Here is a 13866-nt window from a genome sequence, read left to right on the forward strand (position 1 = left end):
ATGCCGCACACCACCGCGAAGAACCTGTCTCTGATCGCCGCCATCGACCTGGGCTCCAACAGCTTCCACATGGTCGTGGCCAAGGCCCATCACACGGAAATCCGCATCCTCGAAAGGCTTGGAGAAAAGGTTCAGCTCGCCGCCGGCATCGATGAAGAGCGCAAGCTCAGCGAAGAAGCCATGCAGCGCGGCCTGGAATGCCTCAAGCGCTTCGCCCAGCTGATCAACGGCATGCCCCAGGGCTCGGTGCGCATCGTCGGCACCAACGCCCTGCGCGAAGCGCGCAACCGCAACGAATTCATCCTGCGCGCCGAAGCCATCCTCGGCCACCCGGTCGAGGTCATCTCCGGCCGCGAAGAAGCGCGCCTGATCTACCTGGGCGTGTCCCACACCCTGGCCGACACCCCTGGCAAGCGCCTGGTCGCCGACATCGGCGGCGGCAGCACCGAGTTCATCATCGGCCAGCGTTTCGAGCCGCTGCTGCGCGAAAGCCTGCAGATGGGCTGCGTGAGCTTCACCCAGCGCTACTTCCGCGACGGCAAGATCACCCCGGCGCGCTACGCCCAGGCCTACACCGCCGCGCGCCTGGAGCTGATGAGCATCGAGAACGCCCTGCACCGCCTGACCTGGGACGAGGCCATCGGCTCGTCCGGGACCATCCGCGCCATCGCCGCGGCGATCAAGGCCATCGGCCAGGGCAGCGGCGAGGTCAACGCCGAGGGCCTGGCGGCGGTCAAGCGCAAATTGTTCAAGCTCGGCGAGACCGACAAGATCGACTTCGAAGGGGTCAAGCCGGATCGGCGGACCATCTTCCCGGCGGGCCTGGCCATCCTCGAGGCGATCTTCGACGCCCTCGAGCTGCAGCGCATGGACCACTGCGACGGCGCCCTGCGCGAAGGCGTGCTGTTCGACCTGCTGGGCCGACACCACCACGAGGACGTGCGCGAACGCACCCTGAACTCGCTGATGGAGCGCTACCACGTCGACCAGGGCCAGGCCGCGCGCGTGGAGCGCAAGGCGCTGCATGCCTTCGACCAGGTGGCCAATGCGTGGGATCTGGAGGAGGGAAACTGGCGCGATCTGCTGGGTTGGGCGGCAAAAATCCATGAAATAGGACTGGATATTGCCCACTACCACTACCACAAGCACGGCGCCTACCTGATCGAGCACTCCGACCTGTCGGGTTTCTCTCGCGAAGACCAGCAGATGATGGCCCTGCTGGTGCGTGGTCACCGTCGCAACATTCCCAAGGACAAGTTTGCCGAGTTCGGCGACGAAGGCGTCAAGCTGATCCGCCTGTGCGTGCTGCTGCGCTTCGCCATCCTGTTCCACCATATCCGCGGCACCCAGCAGATGCCCAAGGTGGAGCTGCAGGCCGGCGACAACAGCCTGACGGTGGTCTTCCCGAGCGGCTGGCTGGAGCAGAACCAGCTGACCCAGGCCGACTTCGCCAACGAGGCGGAGTGGCTGGCGCGGGTCAACTTTGTTCTCAGCGTCAGATAGTGCTGGTTCGGGCGACGCGTACCCTGTGGGAGCGGGTTTACCCGCGAAGCAAGCAACGCGGTGCCTGGCACCGGCTACGCCGGTGTTCGCGGCTAAAGCCGCTCCCACAGGGGGGCGTGAAGCGCGCCCCCGATATCGGTACTACCGAACGTTGAGCACCGGATTGCTCAGCCGCTCCAGCAGCGTCGCCTGGGCACTACGCGGGTTCTGGTTGCCGGTCGGCGTGCTGCGCACGTAGCGCCCGTCCGGCTGCAGGGTCCAGGCCTGGGTGTTGTCGGTCAGGTACCCCTCCAGCTCTTTCTTCACCCGCAGCAGCAGCTTCTTGCCCTCCACCGGGAAGCAGGTCTCGACGCGCTTGTCGAGGTTGCGCTCCATCCAGTCGGCACTGGACAGGTAGATCTGCTCCTCGCCGCCATTGAGGAAGTAGAACACCCGGGTGTGCTCGAGGAAGCGGCCGATGATCGAGCGCACGTGGATGTTGTGCGACACCCCCGCAATGCCCGGACGCAGGCAGCACATGCCGCGCACCACCAGGTCGATGCGCACGCCCGACTGGCTGGCCTTGTACAGCGCCTTGATGATCTTCGCGTCGGTCAACGAGTTGAACTTGGCGATGATGTGCGCCGGCTTGCCTTCCAGGGCGAACTGGGTCTCCCGGGCGATCATGTCGAGCATGCCCTTCTTCAAGGTGAAGGGCGCGTGCAGCAGCTTCTTCATGCGCAGGGTCTTGCCCATGCCGATCAGCTGGCTGAACAGCTTGCCGACGTCCTCGGTGAGGGCGTCGTCGGAAGTCAGCAGGCTGTAGTCGGTGTACAGGCGGGCGTTGCCAGCGTGGTAGTTGCCGGTGCCCAGGTGCGCGTAACGGACGATCTCGCCCTGCTCGCGGCGCAGGATCAGCATCATCTTGGCGTGGGTCTTGAAACCGACCACGCCGTAGATCACCACCGCGCCTGCGGCCTGCAGGCGGCTGGCCATCTGCAGGTTGGACTCTTCGTCGAAGCGCGCACGCAGCTCGATCACCGCGGTGACCTCCTTGCCGTTACGCGCCGCGTCCACCAGGGCGTCGACGATCTCCGAGTTGGCGCCAGAACGGTACAGGGTCTGGCGCACGGCGAGTACGTGCGGGTCCTTGGCGGCCTGGCGCAACAGGTCGATCACCGGAGTGAACGACTCGAACGGGTGCATCAGCAGCACGTCCTGCTTGCCGATCACGCTGAAGATGTTGTCGGCGTTCTGCAGCAGCTTGGGGATCGCCGGGGTGAACGGCGTGTACTGCAGCTCCGGGTGGCTGTCGAGGCCGGTAATGCTGAACAGGCGAGTCAGGTTGACCGGGCCGTTGACCTGGTACAGCTCGCTCTCGCTCAGGCTGAACTGCTTGAGCAGATAGTCGGAGAGGTGTTTCGGGCAGGTGTCGGCCACCTCGAGACGCACGGCATCGCCGTAGCGGCGCGAGAACAGCTCGCCGCGCAGGGCGCGGGCCAGGTCGTCGACCTCCTCGGAGTCCAGCGCCAGGTCGGCGTTGCGGGTCAGGCGGAACTGGTAGCAGCCCTTGACCTTCATGCCCTGGAACAGGTCGTCGGCGTGAGCGTGGATCATCGACGACAGGAACACATAGTTGTCGCCCGGGCCACCGACCTCTTCCGGCACGCGGATGACCCGCGGCAGCAGGCGCGGCGCCGGGATGATCGCCAGGCCCGAGTCGCGGCCGAAGGCGTCGACACCCTCGAGCTCGACGATGAAGTTCAGGCTCTTGTTCACCAGCAGCGGGAACGGGTGGGTCGGGTCGAGGCCGATAGGGGTGATGATCGGCGCGATCTCGTCGCGGAAGTAGCGGCGCACCCAGGTCTTGAGCTTGGGTGTCCAGTAGCGCCGGCGGATGAAGCGGATGGCGTGCTTTTCCAGCTCCGGCAGCAGCACATCGTTGAGGATCGCGTACTGACGGTCCACCTCCAGGTGCACCAGCTCGCTGATGCGCGCCAGCGCCTGGTGCGGCTGCAGGCCATCGGCGCCGGCCTGTTCGCGGGCGAAGTTGATCTGCTTCTTCAGGCCCGCCACGCGGATCTCGAAGAACTCGTCGAGGTTGCTGGAGAAGATCAGCAGGAACTTCAGGCGCTCGAGCAGCGGGTACGATTCGTCCAGCGCCTGCTCCAGCACGCGGATGTTGAACTGCAGCTGCGAGAGCTCGCGATGAATGTACAGGCTGCTGTCGTCCAGGCTCGGCACGGCGATCGCCGGGGCCGGCGCAGGCGCGGGTGCCGGGGCGGCTTCGACGACCGCTTCCGGCTCCGCTACCGCCGGCAGGTCGGGCGGGGTCTGCACCATTTCTTCGGGCACGGCCTGGGCATCCTTGATCTCGACAGGGGTTAGCACTTCGTTATTCATCTGACGTTCCTGGAGGGCGTTACTGCCCTCTCATCAATTGAGCGGCACGCACGGCGAAATAGGTCAGGATGCCATCAGCGCCTGCCCGTTTGAAAGCGGTGAGGGATTCGAGGATCACGGCCTCGCTGAGCCAGCCGTTCTGGATCGCGGCCATGTGCATGGCGTACTCGCCGCTGACCTGGTAGGCGAAGGTCGGCACCTTGAACTCGGTCTTCACGCGGTGGACGATATCCAGGTACGGCATGCCCGGCTTGACCATGACCATGTCGGCGCCTTCGGCGAGGTCGGTGGCCACTTCGTGCAGGGCCTCGTCGCTGTTGGCCGGGTCCATCTGGTAGGAAGCCTTGTTGGCCTTGCCCAGGTTCAGCGCCGAGCCGACCGCGTCGCGGAACGGACCGTAGTAGGCGCTGGCGTACTTGGCCGAGTAGGCCATGATGCGCACGTTGACGTAGCCGGCCTCTTCCAGGGCCTGGCGGATCGCGCCGAGGCGACCGTCCATCATGTCCGACGGGGCCACCACCTGGGCGCCGGCCTCGGCGTGGGACAGCGCCTGACGGACCAGGGCCTCGACGGTAATGTCGTTCTGCACGTAGCCCTCTTCATCGAGGATGCCGTCCTGACCGTGGGTGGTGAACGGGTCCAGGGCCACGTCGGTGATCACCCCCAGCTCCGGGAAGCGGGCACGCAGGGCACGGGTGGCGCGCTGGGCGATGCCGTCCGGGTTCCAGGCTTCGGCGCCGTCGAGGGACTTCTTCTCGGTCGGGGTCACCGGGAACAGTGCCAGCGCCGGAATGCCCAATTCCACCCAGCCCTGTGCGGCTTCCAGCAGCAGGTCGATCGACAGGCGCTCGACGCCCGGCATGGACGGCACTTCTTCGCGACGGCCCTCGCCGTCCAGCACGAATACCGGAAGAATCAGGTCATCGACGGTCAGGGTGTTTTCGCGAACCAGGCGACGGGAAAATTCGTCCCGGCGGTTGCGACGCAGGCGGGTGGCAGGAAACAGACGGTTGGCGGGGGTAAAGCTCACGGCAGACTCCTGAGCCCGCGCGGGCGGGCAGCGCGACAGTTATAAGCGGCCATTATGACGCCTGTGTTACATCCTTAGGCAACCCTGCGACTTGTGGCCGCAGCCATTGTCGTTGCAGGGAATCTTCACGTCGAGACACATTTGGACACTTTCCCCAACGCGCCCGAAGGGGTAGGCTGCGCGTTCATTTCGCCAGCACGCCAGAAAATGCTTCAACAATTCCTGAACGATTTCGGCTACTTTGCCCTTTTTCTCGGCACGTTCTTCGAGGGCGAGACCATCCTGGTGCTCGCGGGCTTTCTTGCGTTCCGCGAATACATGGACATCAAGCTGGTGGTCCTGGTGGCTTTCTGCGGCAGCTACGCCGGTGACCAGCTGTGGTACTTCATGGGCCGCCGCCACGGGCGCAAGATCCTTGCCCGCAAGCCGCGCTGGCAAGCCATGGGTGACCGGGCGCTGGAGCACATCCGCCGCCATCCGGATATCTGGGTACTGAGTTTCCGCTTCGTCTACGGCCTGCGCACGGTGATGCCGGTGGCCATCGGCCTGTCCGGCTACCCGCCACGCCGCTACCTGCTGCTCAACGGCATCGGCGCCGCAGTCTGGGCTTTGGCCCTGGGGCTGGCCGCCTACCACTTCGGCGCCATCCTCGAAGGCATGCTCGGCAGCATCAAGAAATACGAGCTATGGGTGCTCGGCGGCCTGCTGGTGCTGGGCCTGCTGCTCTGGCTGCGCCGGCGTTTTCGCAACATCCGCGCCGAGCGCCGCGCGGCGGCAGAGGGCCAGGCCGCCGAGGCTGAGCAGGCTGTAGCCCAGCAGCAGCCACCAGAACACGGGCGTGACCAGCACTAAGCCAAGTGCGCCGGCCAGATACAGCGCCGGCGCGTTCGACAGCAGTCGCACGGTCTCCAGGCGCCCCGCCCAGTGCCGGTCCTCCAGCGCCGCGCCCAGCACGAACAGCCCGAACGCCATCACCGTCCAGCCCAGCACCAGGGCTGCGGGCGCCACCTGCTCCGCCACCTCCATCAGATAACTGCCCAGCGCCACGTAGACCGCGAACTGCACGGTGACGTACAGCTGCTGCGCGCTGCCCAGGGGAATCGCGAACTTGCGAAACGCCGCCAGGTCCTGCTTGGGCTGTGGATAAGCCGCGGCCACATCCGCCGGGCGCCAGCCGGTGGGCATGAACCAGATGCGCAGCTTGTCCCACCAGCTGGCAGTGCGGCGGGCGTCATGCCAGAGCTGGGCGTAGAACTGCACGTTGGCCCACAGCGGGTTCCAGCTGGCCAGCGGCGTGGTCACGCCGAAAATCACCGGCTCGCGCTCGTCCTCCTCCTGGAAGGTGCCGAACAGTCGGTCCCAGATTATGAACACACCGCCATAGTTGCGATCCAAGTACAGAGGATTCTGCGCATGGTGGACGCGATGGTTGGACGGCGTGATGAAGATCCACTCCAGCCAGCCCAGCTTGGGCACATGGCGGGTGTGCACCCAGAACTGGTACAGCAGGTTCAGCGACGCCACGGTGATGAATACCAGGGGCGGCACGCCCAGCAGCGCCAACGGCAGGTAGAAGATCCAGGAAAACAGGAAGCCGCTGCTGGTCTGGCGCAAGGCGGTGGTCAGGTTGTACTCCTCGCTCTGGTGATGCACCGAGTGCGCCGCCCACAGCACGTTGCGCTCGTGGCCCAGGCGGTGCAGCCAGTAGTAGCAGAGGTCGTAGAGCACGAAGGCGACCACCCACACCCACCAGGCATCGGCCGGCAGCCGCAGCCAGGCCAGGTGCTCCCAGGCCACGGCATAGGTGACCAGCCCCACCCCTTTGGTCAGCAACCCGGTGCTGGTGGACAGCGCGCCGGTGCTCAGGCTGTTGATCGAGTCGGCGAGCTGGTAGTTGCGCCGCCCGCGCACGCGGTCGGCGATCAGCTCCACCGCGATCAGCACGAAGAAGAACGGCACGGCCAGCAGAATCAGGTCCATGAACGGCCACCTCCAAGGTTGTCCACGAAGATTAGGCCGCCTACGGGGCAAATCCCATGGCTACATCTGCCAAACTAGAGGACATTTAGCGCCTCGACACTGGAGTATTGAGCATGACGAAAAAAGTTGCGGTGATTCTGTCCGGTTGCGGCGTGTACGATGGCGCCGAGATCCACGAAAGCGTGATCACCCTGCTGCGCCTGGACCAGCGTGGCGCCCAGGTGCAGTGCTTCGCGCCGAACATCGCGCAGATGCATGTGATCGACCACCTGACCGGGGAAGAGATGCCCGAATCGCGCAATGTGCTGGTGGAGTCGGCGCGCATTGCCCGTGGCGAGGTGAAGGACATTCGCGAAGCCAATGCCTCGGACTTCGACGCCCTGATCGTGCCTGGCGGCTTCGGCGCGGCGAAGAACCTGTCCAACTTCGCCGTCGAAGGCGCCAACTGCACCGTGAACCCGGATGTACTGGCCCTGGCCGAAGCCTTTGCCGAGGCTGGCAAGCCAGTCGGCCTGATCTGCATCTCGCCGGCCCTGGCGGCGAAGATCTACGGGCCGGGCGTGGTCTGCACCATCGGCAACGATGCCGGCACCAGCGCGGCGGTGGTGAAGATGGGCGGCACCCATGAGGAATGCGATGTGCACGACATCGTCGAGGATACCCAGCGCAAGCTGGTAACCACCCCGGCATACATGCTGGCCAAGTCGATCAGCGAGGCGGCGGGCGGCATCTACAAGCTGGTGGATCGGGTGCTGGAACTGACCCACGAGAACGACAAGTAAGGCGCTGGAGGCGCTCCGCACCCTTTTCGCGGCGCAAGGCCGCTCCTACAGAAATGCGCTGTACCTGTAGGAGCGGCCTTGTGCCGCGATGGCCTGCACAGCAGGCCCTGTCAGCTAAAGCTTGGACAAGCGGCTCAGGATCCGGTCCAGCGCATTGGCAAACGCCTGCTTCTCGCGTTCGCCATAGGGCGCCTGGCCACCGCCGACCTGGCCCTGCTCACGCAGTTCGGTAAACAGGTTGCGTACCGCCAACCGCTCACCCATGTTGCGCTCGTCGAACTCGCGACCGCGCGGATCCAGCGCCGCCACGCCCTTCTTGATCAGGCGATCGGCCAGCGGCACGTCGCTGCAGATCACCAGCTCGCCGGGCTCGGCGTTCTCCACCAGGTAGTCATCGGCCGCATCCATGCCGCTGGGCACCACGATCAGCCGCACGCAGGCGAAGGCCGGCTTGATCTGCGGCTGGCCGGCCACCATCACCACTTCGAGCTTGCGCTTGAGGGCGAACTTGACGATCAGGTCCTTGGCCGCCTTGGGGCAGGCATCGGCATCGATCCATACACGCATGGGATTATTCCTGTACTCCGGGCAATGACGTCGTGGGAGCGGGCTTGCCCCGCGATAGCGCCTGAACAGGCTGACATTATGCCAGCCCCGACGTCGTCGCGGGGCAAGCCCGTCCACGCGCCCCTGCACAGGTTCAGCTGGCCGCCGCCCGACGCTTCTCGGTCAACCGGCTGCGCCCATAGAGGAACACGATGGCCAGCAACGCCAGCGCCTGCGCGCCTAGCGAATAGGCGTCGGCATGAATCCCCAGCCAGTCGAACTCGAAGAACGCCACCGGCCGCGTACCCAGCACTCCAGCCTCTTGCAGCGCCTTGACGCCATGCCCGGCGAACACCACCGACAGCGCGCACAGCAAGGCGGCATTGATGCTGAAGAACAACGACAGCGGCAGCTTGGCCGAACCACGCAGGATCACCCATGCCAGCCCCACCAGCAGCACCAGCGCCGTGGCACCACCCGCCAGCACCGCCTGATGACCGGCCGGACCGGCCTGCAGCCACAGGGTCTCGTAGAACAGGATCACCTCGAACAGCTCGCGGTAGACCGAGAAGAACGCCAGCACGGCAAAGCCGAAGCGTCCACCGCCACTGACCAGGCTGCTCTTGATGTAGTCCTGCCAGGCCGCGGCGTGGCGGCGGTCGTGCATCCACACGCCGAGCCACAGCACCATCACTGCGGCGAACAGTGCCGTACAACCTTCGAGCAGTTCCCGCTGCGCCCCGCCAACGTCGATCACATAGGCCGCCAGGGCCCAGGTGGCGAAACCGGCGACCAGCGCCAGACCCCAGCCGATATTGACGCTGCGCACCGCCGACTGCTGCCCGGTGTTGCGCAGGAAGGCCAGGATCGCCGCCAAAACCAGGATTGCCTCCAGGCCCTCGCGCAGCAGGATCAGCAGGCCGGAGACGTAGCTCAGCGACCAGCTCAGGCCATCGCTGCCCAGCAGCTTGGAGGCCTGCTCCAGCTTGGCCTTGGCCTCGGCCAGGCGCTGTTCGGCCTGGGCCACCGGCAGGCCGTCCTGCAACGACTGACGGTAGGCCATCAGCGACTTTTCCGTGTCCTTGCGGGCCTGGGCGTCGATGTTGTCGAGCGAGCTTTCCACCAGCTCGAAGCCTTCCAGGTAGGCCGCCACCGACAGGTCGTAGGCCTGGTCGTGGTCGCCGGCGCGGTAGGCCGCCAGGCTCTTGTCCAGGGTGCTGGAGGTGTATTCGAGCAGCTGCGCCGGGCCACGCTTGACCTGCGGCGGCTGCGCGCGCTGGGCGCGGAACGCGGCCACGGCATCCGCGCCTTCGCTGGCGGCGACTTCGGCCGGGGTCTGCCGGGCCAGGTCGGCGATGTTCCAGGTCTTGTCGCCCTTGGCCGCCTGCGGATCGGCGGTGAAGCTGGCGATGTAGGCCGCCACGTCCCAGCGCTGGCGTTCGTCGAGCTGGTCGGCGAACGACGGCATCTCGGTGCCTTCGATGCCCAGCCCAAGGGTGTTGTACAGGTCAAACAGGCTCAACTGGTCGAGGCGCCCGGCATCGCGCAGGTTGGCTGGCGCAGGCTCCAGGCCGACCCCGGCCGGGCCGTCGCCGAGGCCCGTGTCACCATGACAGATCGAGCAGTTCTGCGCATACAGCGAGGCGCCGCGAGCAGGGTCGGGGGTGATCACCGGGGCCTGGCTGACCTCGTAGGCCACTGCCAGGCGCGCCCCCAGCTGCCGGGCCTGGCGGGCGACGGCGGCACCGTCCTGACGCTGGTCGATGGCCTGACGCAGGCTCTGCACGCCCTGCTCGAGGGCGCCACGCTCGGCATGCGCGGGCAGGCCCTTGACCAGTTCGGCCAGCACGCCGCTGAACTCCTGCTGCTCGCGGTATTCCCCGTCGTCCACCACCTTGCCGTCGCGCACGGTCGGCGGGTAGTCGGCACCGATGTAGTCCAGCAGGTGCAGTGCCTTGGTCGCCTCGGCAGGAGCCTCGGCCAGCGTCGGGTTGCTGCACAGCGCCAGTACCGGGCCAAGCAACAGGGCAGGCAGCCAGGCAAGCAGACGGGAACGGGAAATCATGGCCAATCTCGACGGAAATACGAAAGAGAACATTGTTCACTTCCACTCTCCCCCGCTCAAGGCTCAGGGGCAGATTTCATGAAAAATCTTGAGACAAATTGGCGGAACAGTCCGTGGGAACGGCTTTTTCCGACTGATGGCATCAACCTAAAAATGCGAAGCAATTCGCCATCACGGCGCTACTACTTTGGGTATAATCCCGCGCCGCCGTAATAGCCATTAGCAATCAAGGCGCCTCCATCGAGAGGTTCTGGCGATAAAACAGAGGGATCTGCCGCCCCCGCCTACGCGGCCAACCGTTTCAGGGAAAGAAGAAAGTCCGATGGTATCCCGCGCCCTCACCCTGGCGACCCTGGTCGCCGCCGTGCAGCTCACCGGCTGCTCGGTGTTCCGCAGCTACGACAGCGAACTGCAGGAGACCAACAAGCAGTTGGCCGCCGGCAACGTCGACGCCGCCCTCGCCCTGCTCGAGAGCAACAACAAGGGCGAGCAGAAAGACCTGCTCTACTACTTCGAAAAAGGCGAGCTGCTGCGCTCCAAGGGTGACCTCAAGGGCAGCCAGGACGCCTGGCGCTCGGCCGACAGCGTGGTGTTCCAGTGGGAAGAGTCGGTCAAGCTCGACACCGACAAGTACCTGAGCCAGTTCGGCAGCTACCTGGTCAACGACAAGGTCCGCCGCTATGAAGGCTATGACTACGAAAAAGTCATGCTGACCACGCAAATGGCCCTGAACCTGCTGGCACAGAACGATTTCGATGGCGCCCGCACCGAGATCAAGAAGACCCACGAGCGCGAGGCGATCATCGCCGAGCTGCGCGACAAGGAATACCTCAAGCGCGAGGAACAGGCCGAGAAGGAAGGCATCAAGACCGAGTACAAGGACCTGCAGGGTTACCCGGTCGCCAGCCTCGACGCCCCAGAGGTGGTCGGCCTGAAGAACAGCTACCAGAGCGCTTTCAGCCACTACCTGTCCGGCTATGTCTACGAGGCCCTCGGCGAGAAAGGCCTGGCCGCGCCGGGTTATCGCAAGGCCGCCGAACTGCGCCCGAACACGCCGTTGCTCGACCAGGCGCTGCTCGAATTGGACAAGAACAGCGCCAAGGCCGGTGAAAGCGATGTGCTGATCGTGGTGCAGACCGGCCTGGCCCCGGCACGCGATTCGATCCGCATTCCCCTGCCGCTTCCTATCCAGGACAACCTGGTGATCACCCCGCTGTCGTTCCCGATCATCAAGGAAGACACCTCGACCGCGCACCTGGGCGAGATCCAGCTCAACGACAAGGCCCTGGCCCTGACCGCGCTCAACAGCACCACGGCCATGTCGCGCCGCGCCCTGCGCGACGACATGCCGGGCATCATCCTGCGTACCAGCGTGCGCGCCATCAGCCGCGGCGTGGCACAGAAGAACCTGAACAAGGCCAACCCGATGGCCGGGCTGGTGGTGGGCATTGCCTCCACCGTGCTGGAAGGTGCCGATACCCGCACCTGGCGCACCCTGCCCGACGAGACCCAGGTGGCCCGGGTACGCCTCAAGCAGGGTGAACACCACCTGAGCCTGCCGTCGAGCCTCGGTGGCACCCAGGTCACGGTGAAGATCGATCGCCCATATCAGGTGGTCAGCCTGCGCGTGGTCGGCAACCGCGTATTCGCTGGCGGCCCGGCCGTCATCGTCGCCCCGCAGGCAGCAGCCACCGCTGTCGCCAGCCTCAAGTAACCCAAGGATCGAACATGCGCAGAACATGCCTCGCCCTGGCCGCCGTCGCCCTCCTGGCCGGCTGCGCCACCCCGCCCCCTGCCCCCGGCAGCGCCGCCAGCAAGGTGGTGACCATGGGCCAGCTGGATGACATCGAAGTCGGCCAGATGCGCGTCGCCCGCGAAAACGGCTACCTCACCGTCAACGTGGCGCTGACCAACACCAGCCGCAGCAATCGCACGCTCTACTACCGCTTCGCCTGGCTGGGCGACGATGGTTTCCCGGTGGCCGACGAGGAGAGCTGGAAGGCCCTGCCGCTGTACGGAAAGCAGGCCAAGTTCCTGCCCGCCATCGCCCCGACCCCCGCTGCCCGCGACTTCCGCCTCGAAGTCCACACCCGGTAACCCCTTTCAGGAGCACGTTCCATGTTTGCACGCCTTTCCCTCGCCGCCATCGCCATCGCCCTGGTCAGCGGCTGCAGCACCCCGTCGCCGGTTCTCGGCGGCAAGAACATCAGCTACGGCGACAGCAAGGCCGTCGAGCTGGTGACCAACGAGTTCGGCTCCACCGACCTGCAGATGATCGCCGAGAGCATGACCCGTTCCCTGGCCCAGTCCGGCGTGCTGCACGGCCGCCCGGTGGTGCAGGTGTACGACGTGAAGAACAAGACCAGCGAGTACATCGATACCCGCGAGATCACCACCTCGATCAAGACCCAGCTGATGAAGTCCGGCGCCGCCCGCTTCGCCAGCGACAACACCGACATGCAAAGCCAGGTCGACCAGCTCAAGCTGCAGAACCAGAGCGGCCTGTACAAGAAGAAGACCGTGGCCAAGACCGGCAACATGATCGCCGCCAAGTACCGCCTGGAAGGCTCGATCAGCTCGATCGTCAAGCGCAGCAGCGACTACAAGGACGTGTTCTACAAGTTCAGCCTGCAGCTGATCGACGTGGAAAGCGGCCTGGCCGAGTGGATGGACGAAAAAGAAATCCGCAAGACCACGGAGCGTTGATCGATGCGTGCATGGATGGCAATCATCGGCCTGGCCTGCGCCTTCGGCGCGCAGGCGGCCCCCAAGGTGGCGGTAACCGACCTCGCCTACCAGGCGCAGGTGGAGGAGTACATCCACACCATCAACGCCCAGAGCAGCGGCCAGGCCGGCATGTACCACGCCAGCGGCCAGTCGAGCTACAGCGAGTACGAGAGCCTCAACAGCTACATCGAGCAGACCGAGCTGCGCAAGTTCGGTGGCGACATCAAGGGTGAGATCCTCAAGACCGGCATGTTCCAGCTGGTCCAGGGCCGCCCCTACACCGCCGACTCGAAGGAAGACGTGTACGACGTGATCCGCCGCATCAAGAACGGCGCGTTCAAGGGCGCCGACTACGTGCTGTTCGGAACCCTGTCGGACATCGACTTCCAGCAGGACATCAACTCGCTGGACCACACCGACAGCTACTCGGCGGTGCTGGGCCTGACCGTGGTCGCCGACTTCAGCCTGATCAACACCCGCACCTACGAGATCACCTCGGCGTTCACCGCCATGGGTGAGGGGCAGGACACCAAGTTGGTGAAGGGTCAGGACCGCCGCGTGACGCTGAACCGTCCGCGGGTGGTGCGGGATGTGTCGAAGGCGCTGGGCGAGGATGTGGCGCAGCAGCTGGCCGAGCAGCTGGGCGGCTCGGTGCCTGGGCAGCCGAAACAGCCGCGTGGCCGGGACAACCTGCCGCCGGATGAGCCGGCGCGGGTGCTGAACTGAGCCCCCTGAGCCACACGCAATCCCTGTAGGAGCGGCCTTGTGCCGCGAAAGGGCTGCGTAGCAGCCCCGGCGATATCAGCTTGATACACGAATCATGGGGGCGCTTCGCACCCCTTTCGCGGCAC

Annotated in this window: 11 protein-coding genes and 1 pseudogene; 7 read left to right on the plus strand and 5 right to left on the minus strand. The window is 65.4% G+C overall.

Going from position 1 to position 13866, the window contains the following annotated elements:
- Positions 1–1503: an exopolyphosphatase gene (gene ppx, locus K2O50_RS25660; RefSeq protein ID WP_050707471.1), complete on the plus strand. Its 1503-nt coding sequence runs from the start codon at positions 1–3 to the stop codon at positions 1501–1503.
- Between the two features lie 141 nt (positions 1504–1644).
- Here ppx and ppk1 read toward each other — a convergent pair whose 3' ends face one another.
- Entirely contained in the window at positions 1645–3885 is a 2241-nt protein-coding gene (gene ppk1 / locus K2O50_RS25665; RefSeq protein WP_050707472.1) for a polyphosphate kinase 1, read from the minus strand.
- 19 nt (positions 3886–3904) lie between these two features.
- Positions 3905–4915, minus strand: coding sequence for a porphobilinogen synthase (hemB, locus tag K2O50_RS25670; RefSeq protein WP_050707473.1), 1011 nt, complete (start codon positions 4913–4915; stop codon positions 3905–3907).
- A gap of 207 nt (positions 4916–5122) precedes the next feature.
- On the opposite strand from hemB, the gene K2O50_RS25675 reads away from it, so the two are divergent.
- Entirely contained in the window at positions 5123–5767 is a 645-nt protein-coding gene (locus tag K2O50_RS25675; RefSeq protein ID WP_082337832.1) for a DedA family protein, read from the plus strand.
- 549 nt (positions 5768–6316) lie between these two features.
- Here K2O50_RS25675 and K2O50_RS26765 read toward each other — a convergent pair.
- A pseudogene (locus K2O50_RS26765) lies at positions 6317–6895 on the minus strand (sterol desaturase family protein); the annotation flags it as partial.
- Between the two features lie 113 nt (positions 6896–7008).
- On the opposite strand from K2O50_RS26765, the gene elbB reads away from it, so the two are divergent.
- Positions 7009–7677: an isoprenoid biosynthesis glyoxalase ElbB gene (gene elbB, locus K2O50_RS25685; protein ID WP_050707475.1), complete on the plus strand. Its 669-nt coding sequence runs from the start codon at positions 7009–7011 to the stop codon at positions 7675–7677.
- 114 nt (positions 7678–7791) lie between these two features.
- Here the strand turns inward: elbB and K2O50_RS25690 are convergent, their stop codons facing one another.
- Both K2O50_RS25690 and K2O50_RS25695 read right to left on the minus strand, forming a co-directional pair.
- Positions 7792–8244 carry a YaiI/YqxD family protein gene (locus tag K2O50_RS25690; protein ID WP_050707476.1) on the minus strand — a complete coding sequence of 151 codons (453 nt, stop codon included), beginning with the start codon at positions 8242–8244 and terminating at the stop codon, positions 7792–7794.
- Positions 8245–8377: 133 nt separating this feature from the next.
- Complete coding sequence (locus K2O50_RS25695) at positions 8378–10321, minus strand: cytochrome c/FTR1 family iron permease (RefSeq protein ID WP_050707477.1); 1944 nt, start codon at positions 10319–10321, stop codon at positions 8378–8380.
- A 289-nt stretch (positions 10322–10610) separates the two neighbouring features.
- On the opposite strand from K2O50_RS25695, the gene K2O50_RS25700 reads away from it, so the two are divergent.
- From K2O50_RS25700 to K2O50_RS25715, 4 genes are read left to right on the plus strand one after another with little or no spacing between them, the layout of a single operon-like run.
- Positions 10611–12002: a COG3014 family protein gene (locus tag K2O50_RS25700; protein ID WP_050707478.1), complete on the plus strand. Its 1392-nt coding sequence runs from the start codon at positions 10611–10613 to the stop codon at positions 12000–12002.
- Between the two features lie 14 nt (positions 12003–12016).
- Entirely contained in the window at positions 12017–12385 is a 369-nt protein-coding gene (locus K2O50_RS25705) for a YcfL family protein (protein ID WP_050707479.1), read from the plus strand.
- A gap of 21 nt (positions 12386–12406) precedes the next feature.
- Positions 12407–12994, plus strand: a complete 588-nt coding sequence (gene lpoB, locus K2O50_RS25710) for a penicillin-binding protein activator LpoB (protein ID WP_028689243.1) — start codon at positions 12407–12409, stop codon at positions 12992–12994.
- A 3-nt stretch (positions 12995–12997) separates the two neighbouring features.
- Positions 12998–13741 carry a hypothetical protein gene (locus K2O50_RS25715; RefSeq protein ID WP_050707480.1) on the plus strand — a complete coding sequence of 248 codons (744 nt, stop codon included), beginning with the start codon at positions 12998–13000 and terminating at the stop codon, positions 13739–13741.
- Positions 13742–13866: the final 125 nt, after the last annotated feature.

It is taken from the genome of Pseudomonas sp. 2hn, from assembly GCF_019646095.1.
Taxonomy (GTDB): Bacteria; Pseudomonadota; Gammaproteobacteria; order Pseudomonadales; family Pseudomonadaceae; genus Aquipseudomonas; species Aquipseudomonas peradeniyensis.